25 protein-coding genes and 1 pseudogene are annotated in these 23020 nt (G+C 58.1%); 15 read left to right on the forward strand and 11 right to left on the reverse strand.

From position 1 onward, the window contains the following. The 4 genes and pseudogenes from JNM42_RS12110 to ilvB form a co-directional block, all read right to left on the reverse strand. Nucleotides 1-158, reverse strand: a pseudogene (locus tag JNM42_RS12110) (CDP-diacylglycerol--serine O-phosphatidyltransferase); the annotation flags it as partial. Between the two features lie 185 nt (nucleotides 159-343). Then, complete coding sequence (gene ilvC, locus JNM42_RS12115; RefSeq protein WP_294270082.1) at nucleotides 344-1360, reverse strand: ketol-acid reductoisomerase; 1017 nt, start codon at nucleotides 1358-1360, stop codon at nucleotides 344-346. A 100-nt stretch (nucleotides 1361-1460) separates the two neighbouring features. Further along, a complete protein-coding gene (ilvN, locus tag JNM42_RS12120; RefSeq protein WP_294270085.1) occupies nucleotides 1461-1952 on the reverse strand; it encodes an acetolactate synthase small subunit in 492 nt (163 codons plus the stop codon). Nucleotides 1953-1965: 13 nt separating this feature from the next. Next, nucleotides 1966-3672, reverse strand: coding sequence for a biosynthetic-type acetolactate synthase large subunit (ilvB, locus tag JNM42_RS12125; protein WP_366504438.1), 1707 nt, complete (start codon nucleotides 3670-3672; stop codon nucleotides 1966-1968). 59 nt (nucleotides 3673-3731) lie between these two features. Between ilvB and JNM42_RS12130 the strand changes: the two genes are divergently transcribed. Genes JNM42_RS12130 through JNM42_RS12145 form a run of 4 tightly spaced genes read left to right on the forward strand, consistent with a single transcriptional unit; the run spans nucleotide 3732 to nucleotide 5759 of the window. Further along, nucleotides 3732-4370, forward strand: a complete 639-nt coding sequence (locus JNM42_RS12130; RefSeq protein WP_294270089.1) for an RNA polymerase sigma factor — start codon at nucleotides 3732-3734, stop codon at nucleotides 4368-4370. Continuing rightward, complete coding sequence (locus JNM42_RS12135) at nucleotides 4367-4744, forward strand: DUF3619 family protein (protein ID WP_294270091.1); 378 nt, start codon at nucleotides 4367-4369, stop codon at nucleotides 4742-4744. The genes JNM42_RS12130 and JNM42_RS12135 overlap by 4 nt, the downstream gene beginning before the upstream one ends. Next, the gene (locus JNM42_RS12140; RefSeq protein WP_294270093.1) at nucleotides 4717-5331 is read left to right on the forward strand and encodes a DUF3106 domain-containing protein; all 615 of its coding nucleotides are present in this window, start codon (nucleotides 4717-4719) and stop codon (nucleotides 5329-5331) included. Before JNM42_RS12135 ends, JNM42_RS12140 begins: the two co-directional genes overlap by 28 nt. Continuing rightward, nucleotides 5331-5759 carry an RDD family protein gene (locus JNM42_RS12145; RefSeq protein WP_294270096.1) on the forward strand — a complete coding sequence of 143 codons (429 nt, stop codon included), beginning with the start codon at nucleotides 5331-5333 and terminating at the stop codon, nucleotides 5757-5759. The genes JNM42_RS12140 and JNM42_RS12145 overlap by 1 nt, the downstream gene beginning before the upstream one ends. 77 nt (nucleotides 5760-5836) lie before the next feature. On the opposite strand, the gene lptG is transcribed toward JNM42_RS12145, so the two are convergent. Both lptG and lptF read right to left on the reverse strand, forming a co-directional pair. Next, the gene (gene lptG / locus JNM42_RS12150; RefSeq protein ID WP_294270099.1) at nucleotides 5837-6907 is read right to left on the reverse strand and encodes an LPS export ABC transporter permease LptG; all 1071 of its coding nucleotides are present in this window, start codon (nucleotides 6905-6907) and stop codon (nucleotides 5837-5839) included. Further along, on the reverse strand, nucleotides 6904-7983 hold the full coding sequence (gene lptF / locus JNM42_RS12155; RefSeq protein WP_294270102.1) for an LPS export ABC transporter permease LptF: 1080 nt from the start codon (nucleotides 7981-7983) through the stop codon (nucleotides 6904-6906). The genes lptG and lptF overlap by 4 nt, the downstream gene beginning before the upstream one ends. Nucleotides 7984-8056: 73 nt before the next feature. Here lptF and JNM42_RS12160 point away from each other — a divergent pair, with 73 nt between their 5' ends. The 4 genes from JNM42_RS12160 (at nucleotide 8057) to JNM42_RS12175 (ending at nucleotide 13343) form a co-directional block, all read left to right on the forward strand. Continuing rightward, nucleotides 8057-9577 (forward strand): leucyl aminopeptidase, encoded by a 1521-nt coding sequence (locus JNM42_RS12160; RefSeq protein ID WP_294270105.1) that lies wholly within the window; start codon nucleotides 8057-8059, stop codon nucleotides 9575-9577. Next, nucleotides 9574-9999, forward strand: coding sequence for a DNA polymerase III subunit chi (locus tag JNM42_RS12165; RefSeq protein ID WP_294270107.1), 426 nt, complete (start codon nucleotides 9574-9576; stop codon nucleotides 9997-9999). Before JNM42_RS12160 ends, JNM42_RS12165 begins: the two co-directional genes overlap by 4 nt. After that, nucleotides 9999-10412 carry a hypothetical protein gene (locus JNM42_RS12170; RefSeq protein ID WP_294270111.1) on the forward strand — a complete coding sequence of 138 codons (414 nt, stop codon included), beginning with the start codon at nucleotides 9999-10001 and terminating at the stop codon, nucleotides 10410-10412. The genes JNM42_RS12165 and JNM42_RS12170 overlap by 1 nt, the downstream gene beginning before the upstream one ends. Before the next feature lie 81 nt (nucleotides 10413-10493). Then, nucleotides 10494-13343, forward strand: coding sequence for a valine--tRNA ligase (locus JNM42_RS12175; RefSeq protein ID WP_294270115.1), 2850 nt, complete (start codon nucleotides 10494-10496; stop codon nucleotides 13341-13343). Between the two features lie 107 nt (nucleotides 13344-13450). Here the strand turns inward: JNM42_RS12175 and JNM42_RS12180 are convergent, their stop codons facing one another. Continuing rightward, complete coding sequence (locus JNM42_RS12180; RefSeq protein ID WP_294270118.1) at nucleotides 13451-14404, reverse strand: LysR family transcriptional regulator; 954 nt, start codon at nucleotides 14402-14404, stop codon at nucleotides 13451-13453. 191 nt (nucleotides 14405-14595) lie between these two features. Between JNM42_RS12180 and JNM42_RS12185 the strand changes: the two genes are divergently transcribed. The 4 genes from JNM42_RS12185 to JNM42_RS12200 all read left to right on the forward strand — a co-directional run bounded on the left by JNM42_RS12185 (nucleotide 14596) and on the right by JNM42_RS12200 (nucleotide 17434). Beyond that, nucleotides 14596-15195, forward strand: coding sequence for a pirin family protein (locus tag JNM42_RS12185; RefSeq protein ID WP_294270121.1), 600 nt, complete (start codon nucleotides 14596-14598; stop codon nucleotides 15193-15195). Nucleotides 15196-15255: 60 nt separating this feature from the next. Continuing rightward, nucleotides 15256-15876: an isochorismate family cysteine hydrolase YcaC gene (ycaC, locus tag JNM42_RS12190; RefSeq protein WP_294270124.1), complete on the forward strand. Its 621-nt coding sequence runs from the start codon at nucleotides 15256-15258 to the stop codon at nucleotides 15874-15876. 225 nt (nucleotides 15877-16101) lie between these two features. Continuing rightward, nucleotides 16102-16677 carry an antibiotic biosynthesis monooxygenase gene (locus JNM42_RS12195; protein WP_294270127.1) on the forward strand — a complete coding sequence of 192 codons (576 nt, stop codon included), beginning with the start codon at nucleotides 16102-16104 and terminating at the stop codon, nucleotides 16675-16677. A 175-nt stretch (nucleotides 16678-16852) separates the two neighbouring features. Then, nucleotides 16853-17434 (forward strand): TMEM175 family protein, encoded by a 582-nt coding sequence (locus JNM42_RS12200; RefSeq protein ID WP_294270130.1) that lies wholly within the window; start codon nucleotides 16853-16855, stop codon nucleotides 17432-17434. A 42-nt stretch (nucleotides 17435-17476) separates the two neighbouring features. Here the strand turns inward: JNM42_RS12200 and JNM42_RS12205 are convergent, their stop codons facing one another. The 3 genes from JNM42_RS12205 to JNM42_RS12215 all read right to left on the reverse strand — a co-directional run bounded on the left by JNM42_RS12205 (nucleotide 17477) and on the right by JNM42_RS12215 (nucleotide 19414). Then, nucleotides 17477-17605, reverse strand: a complete 129-nt coding sequence (locus JNM42_RS12205) for a hypothetical protein (protein ID WP_294270133.1) — start codon at nucleotides 17603-17605, stop codon at nucleotides 17477-17479. Between the two features lie 141 nt (nucleotides 17606-17746). Continuing rightward, nucleotides 17747-18244, reverse strand: a complete 498-nt coding sequence (locus JNM42_RS12210; protein WP_294270136.1) for a disulfide bond formation protein B — start codon at nucleotides 18242-18244, stop codon at nucleotides 17747-17749. 6 nt (nucleotides 18245-18250) lie between these two features. Then, nucleotides 18251-19414: a fatty acid desaturase gene (locus JNM42_RS12215; protein WP_294270139.1), complete on the reverse strand. Its 1164-nt coding sequence runs from the start codon at nucleotides 19412-19414 to the stop codon at nucleotides 18251-18253. A 304-nt stretch (nucleotides 19415-19718) separates the two neighbouring features. Here JNM42_RS12215 and JNM42_RS12220 point away from each other — a divergent pair, with 304 nt between their 5' ends. The 3 genes from JNM42_RS12220 (at nucleotide 19719) to JNM42_RS12230 (ending at nucleotide 22278) form a co-directional block, all read left to right on the forward strand. Then, nucleotides 19719-20438: a winged helix-turn-helix domain-containing protein gene (locus JNM42_RS12220; protein WP_294270142.1), complete on the forward strand. Its 720-nt coding sequence runs from the start codon at nucleotides 19719-19721 to the stop codon at nucleotides 20436-20438. Beyond that, nucleotides 20425-21837, forward strand: coding sequence for an ATP-binding protein (locus tag JNM42_RS12225; protein ID WP_294270144.1), 1413 nt, complete (start codon nucleotides 20425-20427; stop codon nucleotides 21835-21837). Before JNM42_RS12220 ends, JNM42_RS12225 begins: the two co-directional genes overlap by 14 nt. Nucleotides 21838-22083: 246 nt before the next feature. Continuing rightward, the gene (locus tag JNM42_RS12230) at nucleotides 22084-22278 is read left to right on the forward strand and encodes a hypothetical protein (RefSeq protein WP_294270145.1); all 195 of its coding nucleotides are present in this window, start codon (nucleotides 22084-22086) and stop codon (nucleotides 22276-22278) included. A gap of 7 nt (nucleotides 22279-22285) precedes the next feature. Here JNM42_RS12230 and JNM42_RS12235 read toward each other — a convergent pair. Beyond that, nucleotides 22286-23020 (reverse strand): YihY/virulence factor BrkB family protein (locus JNM42_RS12235; RefSeq protein ID WP_294270148.1); only part of this gene is annotated, 735 nt, incomplete at its 5' end.

Consider the following 23020-nt stretch of genomic DNA (forward strand, 5'->3'; position numbering starts at 1 on the left):
GCCACCGCGGCCCGCTCGAAGTCCCCCTGCATCGCCTGGACGATGGCGAAGAAGCCGCAGAACAGCGCGGCGGTGGTGAACAGATTGGGAAGAACGTAAATGCCGCGGCGCTTCAGCTCGGGATTGAACAAGGCCTTGCGGGGTTTCAGTTCCGTCATGGGTCAGGGGTTTCTGGCCGAGAAAGTGCGAGAAGGATACACCGAATAACCGACGCTTCGGTACTCGCAATAAGGGCGGTGCAGTCTCCCACACCGCCCAAGGCGAAGATAGCGCTAGGCGCGCACGCGCCGACAGTACGTTAGTACGGCAAGCGTAACGCGCTACCGAGCCTGCGACCCGCCAATCAGTTCTTGGATTGGTCGACGAGCTTGTTCTTCTTGATCCACGGCATCATGTCGCGCAGCTTGGCGCCCACGGTCTCGATCGGATGCACCGCGTTCAAGCGACGCCGGGCGGTCATCGCCGGGTAGTTGGTGCGGCCTTCGAGGATGAACATCTTGGCGTAGTCGCCGTTCTGGATGCGCTTCAGGGCATTACGCATGGCGGCGCGGGACTGCTCGTTGATGACTTCGGTGCCGGTGACGTACTCGCCGAACTCCGCGTTGTTGGAGATCGAGTAGTTCATGTTGGCGATGCCGCCTTCGTACATCAGGTCGACGATCAGCTTGAGTTCGTGCAGGCACTCGAAGTAGGCCATTTCGGGTGCGTAGCCGGATTCGACCAGTGTCTCGAACCCCATCTTGACCAGTTCGACTGCACCGCCGCAAAGCACGGTCTGTTCGCCGAACAGATCGGTTTCGGTTTCTTCACGGAAATTGGTCTCGATGACGCCGCCCTTGGTGCCGCCGTTGGCCGCCGCATAGGACAGCGCGAGGCCCTTGGCCTTGCCGGACTTGTCCTGATGTACGGCGATCAGCGAGGGAACGCCGCCCCCCTTGAGGTATTCGGAGCGCACGGTATGGCCGGGACCTTTTGGCGCCACCATGATGACATCCAGATCGGCACGCGGCACCACCTGGTTATAGTGGATGTTGAAGCCGTGGGCGAAAGCCAACGCGGCGCCCTTCTTGATGTTCGGCTCGACATCCTGGTAATACACGCCCGGGATGTTTTCGTCCGGCAACAGCATCATCACGACATCGGCGCCCTTGACCGCCTTGGCAACTTCCTCAACCTTGATCCCGGCCTTTTCGACCTTGCTCCAGGAAGCACCGCCCTGGCGCAAGCCAACCGTTACCTTGACGCCCGAATCGGTCAGATTCTGGGCGTGGGCGTGGCCTTGCGAACCGTAGCCAACGATGGTGACCTTCTTGCCCTTGATCAGGGAGAGGTCGGCGTCCTTGTCGTAGTAAACCTTCATGGTGTTCCTTTCATAAAACTGTGAGGAGAGAGGAGTCAGGAGTGAGGAGAGGAAGATTGCCCCTTTCGGATCGCTCCGAACTCCTCACCCTTGCTCATCACTAAACTTTCAAAATACGGTCACCGCTACCAATACCGCTGACGCCGGTGCGAACGGTTTCGAGAATCAAACCGGCATCGATGGCCTGGATAAAGGCGTCGAGTTTGGGTCCGCTGCCCGTGAGTTCAATCACATAGGTCGAATCGGTAACGTCAATGATTCGCCCACGGAAGATTTCTGCCATGCGCTTCATTTCCTCGCGATCCTTGCCCGTGGCACGAACCTTGATCAACATCAGTTCGCGCTCGATATGAGCGGCTTCAGAGAGATCGACCACCTTGATGACATCAATCAGCTTGTTCAGTTGCTTGGTGATCTGCTCGATCACCTCGTCGCTGCCGCTGGTGACGATGGTCAGCCGGGACAACGAGCTGTCCTCGGTGGGCGCCACCGTCAGCGTTTCAATATTGTAGCCACGCGCCGAGAACAAGCCGGCCACGCGCGAAAGCGCACCGGCTTCGTTTTCTAGCAAAATAGAAATAATGTGTCGCATGCTTGTCGTTCCCTTACAGATCTTCAGCCAGAATCATGTCGGCCAGGCCCTTGCCTGCCGCTACCATCGGGAAAACATTCGCTTCCCTGTCAGTGAGGATGTCGAGAAACACCAGTTCATCCTTGTGCTCGATGAAAGCTTTTTTGAGTGCTCCCTCAACCTCCTCAGGCCGCTCGACTCGAATGCCGACATGACCGTAAGCCTCGGCGAGCTTTACGAAATCAGGCAGCGAATCCATGTATGACTCCGAGTAGCGGCTGCCGTGGAACATCTCCTGCCACTGGCGAACCATGCCCAGGTAACGATTATTGAGGTTGATGATCTTGATCGGAAGACGGAACTGTTTGGCCGTCGACAGTTCCTGTATGCACATCTGTATCGAGCCTTCGCCGGTGACGCAAACGATCTGCAAATCCGGGTTAGCCAACGCCGCGCCCATGGCGTAGGGCAGGCCGACACCCATGGTGCCCAGACCGCCCGAGTTGAGCCAGCGCCGTGGCTGGTCAAATTTGTAGTACTGCGCCGCCCACATCTGGTGCTGTCCGACATCGGAGGTGATGATCGCGTTGCCGCCGGTAATCTCGTAGAGCTTCTCGATGACGTATTGCGGCATGATGACATCATTCTTGAGTTTGTAGTTCATGCACTGCCTGGAACGCCAACCTTCGATTTCCTTCCACCAGTCGCCAATCTCGGTCTTGCCCTGCTCGGCTTCGATCAGCTTGATCATCTCCGCGAGCACATCCGGAACATTGCCGACAATCGGCACGTCCACGCGAACGCGCTTGGAAATCGACGAAGGATCGATATCAACGTGAATGATCTTGCGTGGCAGGGAAGCGAAGTTCTCCGGGTTGCCAATCACCCGATCGTCGAAACGGGCGCCGATAGCCAGCAATACGTCGCAATGCTGCATCGCCATGTTGGCTTCCAGCGTGCCATGCATGCCCGGCATGCCCAGGAACTGCGGATCGGTCGCCGGATAGGCACCAAGCCCCATCAGTGTGTTGGTAATCGGAAAGCCGAGACGACGCGTGAGCTTGGTCAACAGTTTGTCGGCATTCGATAGAATCACCCCGCCGCCGGTATAAATCATTGGCCGCCTGGCGCCGAGCAGAAGTTGCACCGCCTTCTTGATCTGCCCCAGATGACCCTTGACGACCGGGTTATACGAGCGCATGTGGACATCGTTTGGGTAGTCAAACTTGCATTTTGCGGCAGTAATGTCCTTCGGAATATCCACCACCACCGGACCTGGACGACCCGTATTGGCAATGTAGAAGGCCTTTTTCATCGTCATGGCGATGTCACGCACATCCTTGATCAGGAAGTTGTGCTTGACGCAGGGACGGGTAATTCCAACCGTATCGCACTCCTGAAAGGCATCCTGACCAATATAGTAGGATGGCACCTGCCCGGAGATGATCACCATCGGAATGGAGTCCATGTAGGCGGTCGCAATACCGGTCACGGCATTGGTCGCGCCGGGACCTGAGGTAACCAGAGCCACGCCGACCTTGTGTGTCGAGCGCGCCAGACCATCAGCCGCATGCACGGCCGCCTGTTCATGACGGACCAGAACATGCTTGACCTTGTCCTGCTTGAACAGTTCGTCGTAAATATGAAGAACCGCGCCGCCGGGATAGCCGAATACATAGTCGACCTTTTCTTCCTGCAGGCACCTGATTACAATCTCCGCACCGGTCATCATGGTTATCATCCTCGCCTTACCAAGCAAAATGCTCGAAAAAGCCTGTAACGTTAAAGCCTAGACCACAATTGGTCAAGGCTTCCGCCCAAACGGCCGATATTCAAGGGATAATCTCCCGCCCTGCAATAACAAGGATTTCGATTCTGGCCAGCCCAAGCGAACTGTCAGATTTTCTCGCCACTTCAGAGCGTCGCGCTTTCAAGCAAGCGATGTTTGCCGTGCGTAACGAAGAGTCAGCACTCGATATCGTGCAGGACTCAATGATGAAACTTGCCGAAAAATATGGCGACCGCCCTGCAGAAGAGCTGCCAATGCTTTTCCAGCGCATCATGCAGAACACGATTCGTGACTATTATCGGCGCAGCAAGGTACGCTCGCTGTGGACGACCCTTCTCTCGTCATTCTCATCAGGCGATGAAAATGAACACGATCCGCTGGAAACTCTTGAGGTTGAATCGGGGTCTTACACCCCGAACACGCCTGACGGGCAGTTAGAGCAATCTCAAGTCCTTGTTATTATTGAAAAAGAGATAAAACTTCTGCCCGCGCGTCAACGCGAAGCCTTCCTCATGCGTTACTGGGAGGACATGGACGTTGCGGAGACTGCTGCCGCAATGGGCTGCTCAGAAGGCAGCGTAAAAACACACTGCTCGCGTGCTACACACACGCTGGCAGCGGCTTTGAAAGCAAAAGGAATCACACTATGAACGAATTACATTTCGCCTACAAGGTCAGGCAGCTTCTTAATCGCGGATTGCACGAACTGCGTCCCGAGACTGCAGCCCGCCTCGCTGACGCCAGAAAAAAAGCGCTGGCCTGCCAGAGGCAGGCGGTAAATCAATCGGTGCTGGCCTCTGCGGGCAGTTTTGTTCAACACCACTTTGACAACCTGCACCTCAAGCAGGTGCTCGCCGGGCTCTTGTTGCTCCTGGGCCTCGTCTTTTCCGCTTACTGGATGGCCGACCAGCGCGTCAACGAGCTGGGTGCCGTTGATAGCGCCCTGCTCGCCGATGATCTGCCCATCGGAGCATTTACCGACAAGGGCTTTGATACATGGTTAAAACGCGGCTCGTCGCAATAGTTTTCAGTTGTTTTGTGGTGACCACGGGCTGGGCGGAAACGCCCAGCCCGTCGCTCATTGCAACGCCGCCACAGCCAAAGTGGAGCGAATTGACGGTACAGCAGAAAATCGTCCTCGCCCCGCTGAGCGACGACTGGGATTCCATGGAGTACTTCCGCCAGAAAAAATGGCTGGGCATTGCCACCCGATTTCCCGAAATGACTCTGGAAGAACAGCGTCGCATTCAGGGACAAATGCAGGCCTGGGGAAAACTGACACCAGAACAACGTCAGTTGGCGCGCGAAAACTTTAAAACGGCCAACCAGCTTCCCCTTGAGAAAAAACAAGAACTCAAGCAAAAGTGGGAAGAGTATTCCAGCCTGCCGGAAGATGAAAAGGAAAAGCTGAAGCAGCAAGCCGCCAGCAGGCCCGCCCCCAAACCCGGCCGGCCGGTAGCAACTGCGCCCTTGCCGGCACCAGCGAACATGGCTAACCCGGTTGCTTACCCATCAACCCCGCCTACCCCACTTCCCGCAGCCCCACCCGCACCGGATGCATCACCCCCTGCCGCCGCACCGACGGGCACTGAAACCACGACCAAACCCTGATGCCTGCTGCTCCAGACCGCGTTATACGCCCAGCAATCCTGCGCCGGCTGCTCGCCATGAGTTACGAAATTCTCTTGATGTCTGGCGTTGTTGCAGTGCTGATGATTGCTCCGCACGTACTGATCGGCGCTTTCGCGCATCGACTCGCTACACCGGCGATTTTGTGGGCTCACCTCTTTCTTGTACTGCTCGTGTATTTCATCTGGTTCTGGAGCAATGGCGGGCAAACGCTGGCCATGAAAACCTGGCGCATCCGTCTGCTGACGAAAGAAGGACTTCCTGTCCGTCCGGCGCAGGCCTTGCTTCGCTTTCTTCTGTGCTGGCCCAGCCTGGTGCTTGGCGGAGTCGGCATCATGTGGGCGCTGATCGACCGCGACGGGCAATTCCTGCACGACCGGATCGCTGGCACCCAGCTCGTCACGGCATAAACGGGGAACCGGCTTTCACCGCACCCGTCCTGGAAAGTCGATGCTTATGGCATTGTAGCTGGGCCAGACTGGCTGACTCAGCGCCGCTCAACCCACCCGATCATCCCCATCGCAACCAGCATGAATAACGCTGAAGGGGCTATCGCACTGATCGCCGGCGACCAGCTGTTTATCACGCCAAGATTCGAGAACAAGCCGTTGAGCATGTGGAAGAATACTCCGATCATCACCCCGGAGAAAATCTTCAGACTGACTCCGCCAACCCGGTTATGGGTGTATCCAAAAGGCAAGGCCAGGGCGACCATGACCAGCGCTGCCAACGGATAAATCAGTTTCTTCCACAAGGCGATATCGTAACGCTGGGTCTTCTGGCTGTTCTCCGCCAGGTGCCTGATATAGGCCGTCAGATGCAGCAGGGACATACGTTCAGGCGCGACGACCAGAACGGCAAGAATGTCCGGATTCAACGCCGAATGCCATTCCATATCCGGCATCCTGACGACTTCGGACCGGTCATCATGCAGGATGGTCTGGACGACGCCTGTCAGCCGCCAACTGGCCGGTGGAATATAGACCCCCTCTGCCGCATCGGTGACCGAACGCAGCATTGCCTTATCGTCGAAGTTATAGATCCGGATGCCCCGTAGTTGCGTATCCAGCAGAACCACCTGCACGTTGATGAAACTGCGCTCATCCTTGACCCACAATCCGCTGCGCATGCCCTCAATCGTCTTGCCTTTCTGCGTGAGACGCAACTGCTGCGCCGCCCGCTCGGCGGGTGGCGCTACCACTTCACCGATCAGGAAAGTAATCAGGGCGAAAACTGCCGCCACCTGGAACAGGCCTGAAAGCAGGTTTCTGGTCGACATTCCCGATACCCGCAATACGGTGATTTCCGAATGCCGGGCCAGTGTCGACAGGGAATAAAGCGTCCCGATCAGAACCGCAATCGGCATCAGCTCATAAATGCGTCCCGGCATACGCAGGGCCACAAACGCAAAGGCATGCCGTATCTGATAGTCTCCCTTGCCAATATTACTGACCTCGGCAAACAAGTCGAAAAACCCAAACAAGGCCAGAAATCCGGCAAGTACCAGGCCTATCGCGCCAGCCATCTCGCGCGCCAGATAACGACGGTAAATTCTCATCTCAGAAACCGCGTAAAAGAGAGTATTGCAATCCGGCGATAGAAAAGCAGTGGCAGGAGACAGAGCATGAACAGATGGGTGGCCAGCACCCCGAGCGTAAATGAAATCCTGCCACTGGCCACCCACGCCTGACTGATGGTCAGCAAATTGTGGTACACAAAATAAGTCAATAGCGCCAGCAGCATGTTGGCTGAACGACCTGCCCGCGGATTGACAAAGGAAAGGGGGATTGCCAGCAGCGCCAGAACAATTGCCGAAAGTGGAACGCTCAAGCGCCACATCAGCTCGGCTCGATAGACAGGCAGATCCTTCTGTATCAACTCCAGCGTTGGTGTATTCTTCGACGTCCGCTCGATGCCACGCGCCTCTTTGGTTTCCAATCGTATGGCATAACGCGCAAACTCCAGAATTCGGAACTCCGGCGAACCCGGTTCAATCTCGTAACGTCGACCGTTCACCAAAACAATGAAACGATCGCCATTCTCGGCAATTTCCTGATAGCCTTTCGTGGCCATGGTCACACCCAGACGCTGGTTCTGCACCGATTGCACGAATACGTTTCTTACATAGCTCTCATCATCGGCAACCGCCTCGACGAAAACGACACGATCCCCGGAAGCTGACTCCTGAAACGCTCCGGGAGAAACCATCCCGGAATCCTTGCGTGTATTAAGACTATTGCGGTACTCGGCACTCTGCGAGTTGGCCCAGGGAGCTACGAAAAGAGACAACAGGGCTATGGCAAATACCAGCGGCAGGGTAAAGACCAGCACCGGCCGTATCCACGCGGCAAGAGACAGCCCGGATGAGAACCAGACGACCATCTCGGAATCACGATAACTGCGCGACAAAGCCAACAGAATCGCGATGAACGAAGACAGGGATAACAAGGCCGCGATGTAGTTAAGCGCTGAAAAGCCAAGCAACGCCACCACCGCTTCCGGCGCAATCGAGCCTTGCGCCGCGTCGCCCAGCAGACGGATCAGTTGAGTGGTCAGCAGAATGGCGAAAAGGGCGACAAAAATGCCGGCAGCCGAGTGGGTAAACTCGCGCCGGGCGGCACGCTGAAAGATCATTTTTTGACTTTAACGAAAAACAACAGTGATAATCGACTTTTGGTACGAAACTGCAATCGATGAGGAGCAGCCAGTGGAATTTAGCATAAAAAGTGGAAGCCCGGAAAAGCACCGTAGCGCTTGCGTCGTCGTCGGCGTTTTCGAAGCACGCAAACTGACGCTTGCCGCCGAAGTGATCGACAAGGCGGCGAACAACTACCTTTCCGACGTCATTCGCCGTGGCGACATGGAAGGGAAAGCGGGTTCGACTCTGCTTCTGCACGACGTTCCATCGACCCTGTGCGAGCGGGTGCTGCTGGTCGGACTGGGCAAGGAAAAGGAATTCCGCGAAAAGGAATACTGCTCCGCGATTCGCAGTGCGGTTAATGCACTCAACGCAACAGGCGCTGTGGACGGCGCGCTCTTCTTGACCGGATGCGCAGTCAAAAAGCGTACTCTGGCCTGGCGCATCCGGCAGGCAGCAATTATCGCTGAGGAAAGCGTCTATCGCTTCGAGCAGTTCAAGAGTAAAAAAGACTACGTGCGCCGCCCGTTGCGGAAACTGACTTTGGTCATTGAACGGCGCAATGAACTCGCTCTTGCTGAAGAAGCGCTGGCCCAGGGGCTGGCCATCGCCAGGGGTGTGGCGCTGGCCAGGGATCTCGGCAACCTGCCCGGCAATGTATGCACTCCCGGCTATCTGGCCGAAACGGCCCGCCAGATGGCCCATGATCATGCACTCGACTGCAAGGTACTCGAACGCGCCGAAATGGAAGCGCTCGGCATGCACTCCCTGCTCTCGGTAGCCAAGGGCTCGCACCAGCCACCGAAGCTGATTGTCCTGCACTATAAAGGCGCCAATGCTGGAACCGGCCGTGGAAAAGGTGCACAAGCGAAACCGCTGGTCCTCGTCGGCAAGGGCATCACCTTCGACTCCGGCGGCATTTCGCTCAAACCGGGCCTGGAAATGGACGAGATGAAGTTCGACATGTGCGGCGCTGCCAGCGTGCTCGGTGCCCTCAAGGCGGTAGCCCAGATGAAACTGCCGATCAATCTGACGGTGCTCGTTCCGACCTCCGAAAACATGCCGGGAGGTGCGGCCAGCAAGCCGGGCGACATTGTCACTTCGATGTCCGGCCAGACCATCGAAATACTGAATACAGACGCTGAAGGTCGCCTCATCCTCTGTGACGCGCTGACCTACGCCGAGCGCTTCGATCCAGACACGGTGATCGACGTCGCCACCCTTACCGGCGCCTGCGTCATCGCACTCGGTCATGTTGCCACCGGCCTTTTCGCCAACGACGAGGGCCTCGCCCGCGAACTCCTGCACGCCGGCGACGAAGCTCAGGACCGCGCCTGGCAGATGCCGCTGTGGGAAGACTATCAGGATCTTCTGAAAAGCAACTTCGCCGACATGGCCAACATTGGCGGGCGTGCGGCCGGCAGCGTATCCGCCGCCTGCTTCCTCTCGCGCTTCACCAAAAAGTTCGTGTGGGCGCACCTCGACATTGCCGGTACCGCCTGGAAATCCGGCGCCGATAAAGGGGCTACGGGTCGCCCCGTTGCGCTGCTCACGCATTACCTGCTCAAGCGCGCCGGGAAACTGAATTGACCCAGATCTTCTTTTATCATAACGCGGCCGAGCGCATCGCTGCCGCCGCCGCGCTGATCGGCAAGGCTTATTTGCAGAAGAAGTCGCTGCTGGTCTACGCCCCCGATGCCGAAGTCGCCGGCCTGCTCGACCGCCATTTGTGGATGCATCCGCCAAGCGGCTTCGTCCCCCATGTGCGCGGCGATTCCCCGCTTGCCGCCGAAACACCGGTGCTGATTGCCGACAATCTGGACGCCTTGCCGCAGAACGAGCGCCTGTTCAACCTGTCCGCGCAAATCCCCCCCGGCTTTGCACGATTCACCAGTGTCATTGAAGTCGTCGGGCAGCAGGACGCAGAGCGGCTGGCGGGTCGCGAACGCGTCAGGTTCTACAAGGATCGCGGTTACGAAATCAAGTATTTCGACCTTTCGGAGAAACACTGATGGCCGAACATTCGGATGTGGTTGATCGCATCGACTCGTTGATGAAGCGACGGCGCAGTTTTGTTGCCAAGACGGCCAGCAATATCGGACCCGCCAGCGCTGCACCTCCTGAAAGTGATGACAATGACCTGCCAGTACTTACTGAAGTGGTGTCTGCGGAAGTAGCCGTTTCTGAAGTCAGCCCCGACCGCTTCGACGAAACCCAGGTCTCGCTGCTCGCTTCGGATATCGCCCACGCCATCGGGCAACAACTGACCTACGAACTGCCGACGCTGCTTGAAGCCACGCTACTCAACGCCGGTGAAGAACTGCGCGCCGGAATTACCTCGACCATGGAAACCGCCCTGCGAGACTTCATCGCCCGGCGCAAGCAACTGCGCCTTCCGCTCGACGAGCCGAATCGGAAGGACTAGCGCATCCGCATCCGTTGAAGTCGGGGGCGCCAGCGCGATCCGGTATAATCGCCGGCTTTCCCCACCCCTACTACTACCCCTATGGAACTCGCCAAAAGCTTTGAGCCGGCAGACATCGAACGTCGCTGGTACCCCGAATGGGAAGCCAGGGGCTACTTTGATGCCGGCCTCGACACCACCAACCCGAATGCCTTCTGCATCCTGTTGCCGCCGCCCAACGTCACCGGTACGCTGCACATGGGGCATGGCTTCAACCAGGCGATCATGGATGCCCTCACCCGCTACCATCGCATGCGCGGCGACAACACGCTGTGGCAGCCGGGAACCGATCACGCCGGCATCGCCACGCAAATCGTCGTCGAACGCCAGCTTGACGCGCAAGGTATTTCCCGCCACCAGCTTGGCCGCGATAAGTTTCTCGAAAAAGTCTGGGAGTGGAAAGAATTCTCGGGCAACACCATCACCCGCCAGATGCGCCGTCTCGGCACCTCGCCGGACTGGAAGCGAGAGCGCTTCACGATGGACCCCGGCCTCTCGAAGATCGTCACCGAGACCTTCGTCCGTCTGCACCGGGAAGGCCTGATTTATCGCGGCAAACGTCTCGTCAACTGGGACCCGGTACTGCACACCGCCGTCTCCGACCTCGAAGTGGTGAGCGAAGAGGAAGACGGTTTCATGTGGCACATCCGCTACCCGCTGGCCGATGGCAGCGGTTCCCTGACCGTGGCCACCACCCGCCCGGAAACCATGCTCGGCGATACCGCCGTGATGGTGCACCCGGAGGATGAGCGTTACAAGCACCTGCTCGGCAAAATGGTGAAACTGCCGCTTGCCGATCGTGAAATTCCGATCGTCGCCGATGCCTACGTCGACCTCGAATTCGGCACCGGCTGCGTCAAGGTCACGCCGGCGCATGACTTCAACGATTACGCCGTCGGCCAGCGCCACAATCTGCCGATCATCTCGATTCTCACGCTCGACGCGAAAATCAACGACAACGCACCGGCAAAGTATCGCGGCATGGATCGCTTCGATGCGCGCAAGGCCGTCGTCGCCGACCTTGAAGCGCTCGGCGTGCTGGAGAAAACCGACAGGCACCAGCTCAAGGTTCCGCGCGGCGACCGCACCGGCGTCGTGATCGAGCCGATGCTCACCGACCAATGGTTTGTCGCCATGAGCAAGCCGGGAGTCGGGCCAGATTCGGACGGCACCAGCATCGTCGGCAAGGCACTCGCATGCGTCGCCTCGGGCGAAATAAAGTTCGTCCCGGAAAACTGGGTCAATACCTACAGGCAGTGGCTGAACAACATCCAGGACTGGTGCATTTCGCGCCAGTTGTGGTGGGGACACCAGATTCCGGCGTGGTACGGCGACCAGGGGGAAATTTTCGTCGCCCACGACGAAGCCGAAGCCAGGGCGCAGGCGTCGGCCGCCGGCTACACGGGTGCGCTGGAGCGCGACCCGGACGTGCTCGACACCTGGTATTCGAGCGCCCTGTGGCCGTTCTCGACACTCGACTGGACACCGGAGTGGCCGGAAAAATCGAACCCAGCGCTCGACCTCTACCTGCCCTCGACGGTGCTCGTTACCGGCTTTGACATCATCTTCTTCTGGGTCGCGCGCATGGTCATGATGACCAGGCACCTCACCGGCAGGATCCCGTTCAGGCATGTTTATGTCCATGGCCTGATCCGCGACGCCGAAGGTCAGAAGATGAGCAAGTCGAAGGGCAACGTGCTCGACCCGATCGACCTGATCGACGGCATCGTCATCGAGGATCTGGTCAGCAAACGCACCACCGGGTTGATGAACCCGAAGCAGGCCGAACAGATCGCCAAGCGCACGCGCAAGGAATTCCCTGAGGGCATCCAGGCCTTCGGCACCGACGCCCTGCGCTTCACCTTCCTCTCGCTGGCCAGTCCCGGTCGCGACATCAAGTTCGACCTGCATCGCTGCGAGGGCTACCGCAATTTCTGCAACAAGCTGTGGAACGCCACACGCTTCGTGCTGATGAATACCGAAGGCCAGGACTGCGGCATCGACGCCTACACGCCGGAGGTTTGCTCAAGCGCCCTCGACTTCTCGTTCGCCGACCGCTGGATCGTCAGCACGCTGCAACGCACCGAAGCCGAAGTCGCCCAACACTTTGCCGACTACCGTTTCGACCTGCTCGCCCGCGCCATCTACGAATTCGTCTGGGACGAGTTCTGCGACTGGTACCTCGAACTGGCCAAGGTGCAGATGCAGGGCGGTACGCCGGAACAGGCCCGCGCCACGCGCCGTACGCTGCTGCGCGTGCTGGAAACCGTTCTGCGCCTGGCACACCCGCTGGTGCCCTTCATCAGCGAAGAACTGTGGCAGGTTGTCGCTCCACTAGCCGGAAAAAAGACGCACGACTCGGTGATGCTCGCCGCTTACCCGCAGGCACAGCCGGAGAAGATCGACGAAGCCAGCGAAGCCAGGGTGCAGCAACTCAAGGATCTGGCCTACGCCTGCCGCAACCTGCGCGGCGAAATGAACCTTTCACCGGCGCAGAAGGTGCCGCTGATCGCCAGCGGCAACGCCGAAGCACTGGCCGCTTTCGCCCCCTACCTGAAGGCGCTGGCCAAGCTCGCCGACATGCAGATCGTCGACGCCCTGCCCGATGACGCCGACGCACCGACCGCGGTCGTTGGCGAAACGCGCCTGATGTTCAGGATCGAAATCGACCTCACCGCCGAAAGCGAGCGTCTGGCCAGGGAGATCGCCCGGATTGAAGCCGAGATCGTCAAGGCCAACGCCAAGCTCTGCAACGAGAGCTTCGTCGCCCGCGCCCCGGCACCGGTCGTCGAGCAGGAAAGGAAGCGCCTCGCCGACTTTGTCGCCACTGTCGAAAAGCTGAAACCACAGTTGGAACGTCTCAGGCGCGGCCAGGGAACGACAAAGGAATAACCTTCGGCTATGTGCAATTCTATGGTTGGCTGCATCAGAATGCTGATAGCCCGTTCCGTGCAATCCGTGGTTGGAGCCAGACGTAAGACACAGCGGGAAACTGAAGCTCAAGAACGCCTCTCGGCCAATAGCGCAGCCCGCGTCATCGGGCTTTGCAGCTGCTCAAGCCACCATTGCAGTGCTCGCCCTTGGCCGCCCCTTCCGCTCTTGCGCCAGGCGTAACAAAACTGAAGCTTGTGTTCCCCTTGTTCGATTTGTTTTACCACCAGGCGCCCGGTATCAATGTAGGGCTGTGCCAGGCATGTCGGCAGGAAGCCAACACCCAGCCCTCTGATCTGCGCATCGATCTTTGCAGGCATGTCCGGAACGGTCATCGCCTCTTGGCCAGGCAATAGTCTGACCGTCAGGCCGCCGCCGCGCTGTATCGAGTCGGCAAGCGCCACCGCACGATGCAGACGGATCGTCTCATCGCTCAATGGTTCAGACGCATGTGCCAGCGGGTGATGGGGCGATACGGCGAAGACAAAACGCACCGTACCGAGCGACTCCCGCTGAAGGTCAGCCCGGCTACCGGCCTGCACGGCCACACCCAGCGCCAGATCGGCCTGGCCCGATGCGAGCGCTTCGAGCGTGCCAGACAGCGTCTCGCTGCGCAGCTTGAGACTGGTCGGCGGTTTCAACGCAAAAAATGACTGGCAGAGTTCCATCACCGTCGAACGAACGATGATGCTATCCACCGCAATCGTGAACTGTGGCTCCCACCCGGTCGCCACCCGCTTGATGCGGTTGGCCACGGCATCGATATCTGCCAAAAGTCGCGCACCCTCGCGCAATAGTTCCTGCCCAGCTTCAGTCAAGCGGGCCTGCCGCGAGCTGCGATCAAACAGCAGGACATCGAGCGCGTCTTCGATCTGCCGCACGCGATACGTCAGTGCGCTGGGCACCATATGACTTGCCCGCGCAGCCGCAGCAAAGCTGCCGGCCTTTGCAATGGTCTCAAGCATGGCCAGGGCATCGGGTGTTAACACATCGCGTGCAGTCGGCATCAGGCGTTCATCCATTCAATTATTTTGAATGATGCCATCAAATCGGCAGCACCTGCAACACTACTGAAAAAGTCACAATGCACCTATTCAAAAAGGAGATTCACATGCTCACAGTTCGTAAATCCAAGGATCGCGGTTACGCAAACCACGGCTGGCTTGAGAGCTACCACTCGTTTTCATTCGCCGGTTAACACGACCCGGCGCACATGGGCTGGGGCAACTTGCGGGTCATCAACGAGGATCGGGTGGCCCCCGGCACCGGCTTTGGCAAGCACGGCCACCGCGACATGGAAATCATCAGTTACGTTCTGTCTGGAAATCTCGCGCATCAGGACAGCATGGGCAATATCAAGGGCATACCACCCGGCGACGTGCAGCGCATGAGTGCCGGCACCGGCGTGACGCACAGCGAGTTCAACCACGCCGAGGGCCAGACCACACACTTTTTGCAGATCTGGATTACGCCCAACATGACCGGCATTGCACCGAGTTACGAGCAACGGCATATTCCGGCAGAACAAAGGCGAGGTAAGTTGCGCCTGATGGCGTCACCGGATGGCGCCGGAGGTTCAGTCAAGATTAATGCCGATGCGTATTTGTTCGCCGGCCTGTTCAACGGCACGGAATCCGCCGTTCTGAACATCAACCCCAAGCGCAAGGGCTATGTCCACGTGGTGCTTGGTACAGTTGAGGTCAACGGACAGTGGTTGTCGGGTGGAGACGCCGCCCTGATCAGCGCAGAAAGTCGCATTGAAATCCTGAACGGTAAAGACGCAGAAGTTCTCGTCTTTGACCTCGAAGCGTGAGCAGTCCCAATCAATGCTGGATTCCCAGCGTTAAACCACCGCCGCAAAAGGAGATTCACCATGAGCAAGCCCTACGTCAAACTCGATAAAAATAACGCTGTCGTTCTGTTAGTTGATCACCAAGCCGGTCTGTTATCGCTGGTGCGCGACATTGATCCCGATAAATTCAAAAATAATGTACTGGCACTTGCCGATCTGGCCAAGTACTTCAACTTGCCGACGATTCTGACCACCAGTTTTGAGAACGGCCCCAACGGTCCGTTGATGCCGGAACTAAAAGCCCTGTTTCCCGACGCACCCTATATCGCCCGCCCCGGACAAATCAACGCTTGGGACAATGACGATTTTGTAAAGGCAATTAAAGCGACAGGCAAAAAGCAATTAATTATTGCAGGCGTTGTAACCGAAGTGTGCGTAGCGTTTCCCGCTTTATCCGCGCTCGAAGAAGACTTTGACGTGTTTGTCGTTACCGATGCGTCAGGGACTTTCAATGCAATAAGTCGCGATTCGGCGTGGCAACGAATGACCCTGGCAGGTGCGCAATTATTGAACTGGTTTGCAGTGGCTTGTGAATTGCACCGCGACTGGCGCAATGATGTTGAAGGCCTGGGCACGCTGTTCGCCAATCATATTCCCGATTATCGAAACCTGATGACCAGTTACAGTGCATTGCAAAAATGATCTGTAGCGCCGATTGAACAGTGCTAAATCGGAGAGGTAGAAAATGTCGAGGCGCGCAGATATTGGCGCCTCGTTCGCCTGACAAGACGGCGCACACTGCACACTTTGTGTGCTCGCCGCACCTGCGGCGGTAATGTCAGGTTTCAAGTAAAAGTGGTCACAGGAATTAAAATGCAAAGCTCCAGACTGAGCGCCGTAAGTTCCCCCGGTGCTGGCACCTATAAGATGAGCAGCGCTTCCGCGGACAACGTCAGCTTCGTAGTGCGTCACCGTGTGCGCGCCGACGCACACACCTTGTATGAGGCCTGGCTCGTCGAGACCATGCGGGTTGCCGCCGCCTTTCCCGGCCACCGGGGGGTGCAGGTCGTGCGTCCGACTGCGGGCGGGGTCGACTACACCATCATTGTGAACTTTGCCACACATGACGATGCAACACTCTGGCACCAGTCGGCCGAGCGCACGCGCCTGATTGAGGCCGTTCAGCCGCATCTCGATGTCGTCGAACAGGTTACCGTCGGCGCCGGTATCGACTACTGGTTCCAGCCTGAACCCGCTGCAAGCGGTGAGCCACCGATGAAACCGCCGGCGTGGAAGCAGTGGATGATTACCACCTCGGTGATCTGGCCGCTGACCATGGTCGTGCCGTGGGCGTTTGGGCCCCTGTTCAACGGGTGGCCTGCGCTGGGCGCCTACGGCGTCAAGCAGGGCATCCTTGCCTCAGTCATCGTCGCCATCGTCGTCTGGATGATCATGCCGCGTTATACCCGGTTGGTACACAACTGGTTATTCCGCAAGAAGTAGTCGCCATATTATTTTCCCCACTGGCAAGGAATGAACGCATTTTTCTCAGATATCATTTCATGTCACTTCCGCTATCCTTGCTCCAGTTGTCTTGCGCAAGAAGATCGAAGCGGTTATCGATAATGCGGTGGACGATCAAGTTCATGATGACCTACAGGCCAGAAAATAAGTGACGATGCATATGGGAAAAAACCGGCTCGAAGCATTCAGCGATGGCGTGCTCGCCATCATCATTACCATCATGGTGCTTGAGATGAAGGTACCTCATGGTGAAGACATCGCGGCCTTGTGGCCTTTGTTTCCGGTGTTTCTGAGCTACATTCTGAGCTTCGTCTATGTCGGCATCTACTGGAACAATCATCATCACTTGTTTCACGCGGTACAGCGCGTCGATGGCCAGGTTCTCTGGGCAAATCTTCATCTGTTGTTCTGGCTATCGCTATTCCCCATCATCACGGGCTGGATGGGTGAAAACCTCTTTGCGCCATTGCCCAGTGCACTCTACGGCGTCGTGCTCCTGATGGCGTCGACGGCTTACTGGATACTCACCCGGGCGATCATTTCCGCCGAGGGTCAGAGTTCGCTGTTGGCGAAGGCGATCGGCAAAGACAACAAGGGTAATTTATCGCTTGTACTCTATGCCGCAGCGATTCCTCTGGCCTTCGTCAATCAGTGGGTGTCACAAACACTTTATGTCGCTGTTGCGCTGATGTGGCTTGTTCCTGATCGGCGTATCGAGAAGGTGTTGACCGAGTAAAAGAATTGGGGCTGGGAAACTACTATGACCAGGCCGATGGCACTAAGCGCCCGGAAGCTGAATCCCCATCACCCACACCATTCCGGAGAAGGTGAAAAAGGATAGTGCCGTGGACACCAGGATGATACGGGCTATGCGCTCGGAATCGACACCGAAGCGCTCGGCGAGCATTGAAACCTTGCTGGCAATGGATGTGTTTGTGGCAGCGCGGCTACGAGCATGAGCGCCGTAAGTATCTGCGCTGTGCAGGGGAAGGTAACCGTCAGGATCGACTGGACAGCGTGCACCGGCACTCAACCGTCAGCAAACACATCAGCGCACGATCTCGCGCCGGCACCCCAGCCACACGGCGACGCCCAGCAAAGCGAGGAAGCAGAGCACCGACCAGTTGGCCAGCGAGAGGCCGAGGAATATCCACTCCTTGCTGGTGCAGAAACCAGTGACCATGAACATCGCCGGCCACTGCGCTCCGAGCCAGTCAACAATCCGCTCGACCAGGGTCGGATCGCCGAAGCCGCATTCGATCGCCTGCTGCGGAGCATATTGCATCCAGCTTTGCTGAACGGCGCTGATCACGCCACCCACAGCGCTCAGGCCGACGAGCGCACACCATGGTCTGCGCCACCCCGGCAACAGCACCCCGCACAGCGCAAAAAAGGCCAGCACCAAGTAAAGCAGACGTTGAAAATTGCACAAATGGCAAGGGTGCAGTTTGGCCAGTTCACCGAGCACCAGACCTGCCGCCACCAGACCAAGCGAAACAGTGGCCAGCACGGCAAACACACAGCGGGTGGACAGGCGATTGAACAACTTCGATCAGGCCAGCGAATAACTGCGCAAGCGCAGCGAGATCTCCTGCAACTGGCGAACACCCGAACTCTCGGCGCGCTGGCACCAGTCCTGCAATTCCCTGATCAGTTGCTCGCGCGAGGCGTTTGAGCGTTCCCACAAGGCCACCAGTTCTGCACGCATGGCATAAGCCGTTTGCAGCGCACTGCTCTGCTTCAGGAGCTGTTCGAGGCGGCCGCGCAAATCCTCCGGTACCGCGCTGGCGTCCACCGCCAGCCAGCGTTTCAGCCCCTTAAACTGTATCCCGTTGTGCGCTTTGCCAAGCTCTTCGCGATACAGGTGTTTCAAGGTCTTGGCGTAGCCGGCGAGAACATCGTAACGGTTGGCGATAACCGCCTGCAGGGTATCGAAATCAATAATCTGACGTGCCGTTCCGAGATGCGGGACAGGCGCCAGTTTCTTCACCTGCGCCAGGCCCAGTGCGGAAAGAATACAGATATACATCCAGCCCAGATCGAACTCGTACCATTTGTTCGAAAGTCGGGCCGATGTCGGATAGGTATGATGATTGTTATGCAGTTCCTCGCCGCCGATCAGAAACCCGATCGGGAAAATATTCCTGCTGGCATCGGGCGAATTGAAATTCCGGTAGCCCCAGAAGTGCCCGAGGCCGTTGACCACACCGGCCGCCCAGAATGGGATCCAGGCCACCTGGACGGCCCATATCAGCGTTCCCCAGACCAGGCCGAAGAGCGCCACATCGATGGCCAGCATGACCACGACACCGGTCTTCTGCCAGGGCGTATAAAGATGATTCTCGATCCAGTCCTCCGGGGTACCGCGCCCGTAACGCCTGAGCGTCTCCGGGTTATGCGCTTCCTTGACGTAGAGGAACACACCGCCCCACAACACGCGGTTGATGCCATAAACCTGCGGACTGTGCGGGTCTTCCGGTGTCTCGCACCTGGCGTGATGCTTGCGGTGAATCGACGCCCACTCCCGGGTTCCCATGCCGGTCGTCAGCCACAGCCATAAACGGAAAAAATGCGCCGGTAGCGGGTGCAGTTCCAGCGCACGATGCGCCTGATGCCGGTGCAGGTAGATGGTCACTGCGGCAATCGTCACCTGGGTCAGGCCCAGCGTCACCAGTACATAAGCCCACCATGGCCAATCGACGATTCCAGCGTACATATCACCTCCAGTAAATTGTGCCAGCGATTCTAAGTCATTTCAGCGGATCGGCAAAACCAATTCCGGCACGCTTTACCAAAAAAAGGCGTGGGTGCAGCATTTAGAGCGATAGTCGCGCCAGCGACTCACCAACCTCCCCTCGCCCTCTGGGAGAGGGGGCGGGGGTGAGGGAAACGGGCAGACCGGCAACATTCAGAATATGAGGTGGCGCCAAATCCATGCCCGTCAGGCCCATCCCGTGTGTCGCCGGGAATTTTTCGGGTGGCAAGTACCACCCGAGCCGGCAACCCGCTATCATTGCGCCATGAAAACACACATCCTGCTGGTCGAGGACGATGCGCGCCTCGCCAATCTGACTGCCGAATACCTGCGCAAGAACGACTTTGAAGTCGCCATCGAAACCCGTGGCGATACCGCCGAAGCGCGGATACTAAAGGAGGATCCCGAACTGGTGATCCTCGACGTCATGCTCCCCGGCAAGGATGGCTTTGAAGTCTGCCGTGCCGTACGCACCAAGTACAAGGGAGTGATCCTGATGCTGACGGCACGCGACGAAGACCTCGACCAGATCCTTGGCCTCGAACTCGGCGCCGATGATTACATCGCCAAGCCGGTGCAGCCGCGTCTTCTGCTGGCGCGCATCAAGGCCCTGTTGCGCCGTTCGCCAGGCACCGTCAGTGCGGGCGGCGAAAGCCCCGCAGCGGACAGCTCGGCGCAACTTGTCTTTGGCAATTTCCGCATCAGTCAGTCGACGCGCAGCACCCACCTGGGTGACGAAAGCATCGATCTGACCACCGCTGAATTCGACCTGCTGTGGTTGCTCGCCCGACACGCCGGCAGCATCCTGTCACGCGACGATCTGCTTCAGCAATTGCGCGGCATCGGTTTCGACGGTCTGGACCGCTCGATCGATGCGCGTATTTCGCGGCTGCGGCGCAAGCTCGGCGACGATCCGGAAAACCCGACCCGCATCAAGACGGTACGCGGCAAAGGCTATCTGTTCAGCAAGCATGACTGGCAATAGTCGCAACAACAGTCTGCTCGACATCCTCGGGCGCTACAAGCCGGCGCCGTGGCGCGGACGTTACAGCCTGTCGCGGCTGTTCTTCAACTTCTACCTGCTGGTAATGGGCTCCTTCGTGGTCATCGCCTTTTTTGCCGACTTTGTCATTTCGACCGCCGTCAAGGGAATTACCGACGATTACACCAGCCGCTTCATGCAGGGCACCATCGTCCTCATTGAAGACGACCTGTTTCGCAAGCCACGCTCGGAATGGCCAAAAACCATCAAGGCACTTGACGAAAAGTTTGCCTACAAGCTCGATATTGTTGAGCGCTGGACCCTGAAGCTACCACCCAGGCAAGCCGAAAAACTTGACGCCGGCGAACTGGCGATTGACGCCGATGGCGATATTCTCTACCACCGTCTGAAGCAGACCCCGCACATTCTAGCCGTCGGCCCGCTCTCGCCCGATGCCAACCCGGACCGTCCGCGTTCCCTGCCGCTCGAACTGCGCATCCGCCTGCTGACCTGGAGCCTGATCGGCCTGTGCCTGGCCATCGCCGTCTGGTTCTGGGTGCGCCCCGTGTGGCGCGACCTTGAAGCGCTGCGGCAGACGGCGCGAGCGCTCGGCGAAGGCCACTTCGAAACTCGCGCACCGGATGCGCGCATCAGCGCTTTTGAACTGCTCACCGACACCCTCAACGGCATGGCCGAACGAATCCAGCGCCTGATCGCCACCCAGAAGGAACTGTCGAGCGCGATCTCGCACGAACTGCGGACACCGATCGCACGCATGCGCTTCGCGCTCGAAATGCTGGCGGAAACCGACGAACGCAGCGAACGGGAACGCCTGTGGCAACTGATGGAAGTCGATCTCGACGAACTCGACAACCTGATCGACTCCAGCCTCACCTATGCGCGTTATGAGCGCGAACAGCCGGAACTGCATCTGACACCGGTCGAACTGGCCCCCTGGCTTGAGGAAGAAGTTGAATCCATGCGCATACTCGGCCGCACGCTCGAACTGAGCGTCGATTGCCATGCCTTGCCTGCGGCACAGCGCGTCGAACTCGACCTGAAGAGCATGCCTTATGCCGTTACCAACCTGCTGCGCAACGCGATCAAGTACGCCAGATCAAGAATAGTGATCAGTGCCGAAGTGGTCGGCGAGCACATTCGGGTGCATGTCGACGATGATGGCATCGGCATCCCGCCGGAAGAACGCCAGCGCGTTTTCTTCGCCTTCACCCGGCTTGATCGCTCACGCGACCGTGCTACCGGCGGCTACGGCCTGGGACTGGCCATCGTCCGGCTGGTCCTGGAGCAGCATGGCGGAACGGCAAGCGCCGACGAATCACCGCTCGGTGGCGCGCGCTTTACACTCGACTGGCCGCTGTTACAGAACGTCACGCAATCCTGACGAAAGCACGGAAGACACAGGCGCTCCGCCCGACTACCATCAAGGCCTTACAAGCTAACAGATGGAGAACTACGGCATGCCCCAATTCACTCAGATACGCGAACGTTTTCTCGCCAACGCCCGCCAGCATTTGCTCGAAACTGACACCAAGGCCTGTAACTGCCAATTTGAATGCTGTCAGAATAACCGTGATTCCAGTACCAACAAAAGAACTGCGCGCTCCGGGAAAAAAGCAGATTGAATTCCATGGCAGCTCCCCGCACACCATTCCCGATTGCCGAAGGGCTTGGCATTTTTATCGGAGTGCTTGCCTGGGGTCTGCTGACGGAAGGACACCTGGAAATCATCCGGGCCGCATTCATTGCCAGCGTCTGCTCGCTGGCCTGGTTTGTATTGCGCTGCTGGAAAAACAGAACGCGAAACAAGCATCCGATGCGCTGACAGGCCTTCAGTCGCTTGCCGGGAGTGCGCCGGTGGCGCCCGGCAAAGGCTGCCCTTTGCGCGAACCGAACTTGTGCGAGTAGACCCAGGTAAATTCCGCACCGAACAGGAAAATCTGGGCCGAATAGTAAACCCACAACAGCACAATGATCAGCGAGGCTGAAACGCCGAAATGAGACGAAATGCCGCTCCTGCCGATGTAGGCACCGATCAGCGCCTTGCCGGTGATAAACAGTAGCGAGGTGACGATTGCACCAACCCAGACATCTTTCCAGTGGATCCGAACGCGCGGCATGGTCTTGTAGATCATGGCAAAAACCGCCGTCGCCAGCAGGACGCCGAGTGAGACTTCGCTTGCATTCTCGACAGTGGCCCAGCCTGTGGCATACGGATCCAGCCACTTGCTCAAAGCGGCCAGAGCCGCACTGAAAGCCAGCGAAACAGTCAGCAGGAAGCCGATTCCGAGAATCATGCCGAAGGACAACAGGCGGGCGCGCAGCAAACTCCACAGGCCGGAGATTCTGGTCTTTTGCGGCGCCCGCCAGATTCGGTTGAGCGCGTCCTGCAATTCGGCGAAGACGGATGTCGCACCAATGAACAGAAAGATCAGTCCGAAGAGTGTCGCCATCACGCTTTCTGCTGGCTTGCCGGCGCTTTCCAGCAGCCCCTGAACGGCCAGTGCTCCAGGAGTTCCAAGCATGGCTTGCAGTTGTGCATAGATTTCGCCACGCGCAGCTTGCTC

This window comes from Propionivibrio sp. (genome assembly GCF_016790145.1).
Lineage (GTDB): Bacteria > Pseudomonadota > Gammaproteobacteria > Burkholderiales > Rhodocyclaceae > Propionivibrio.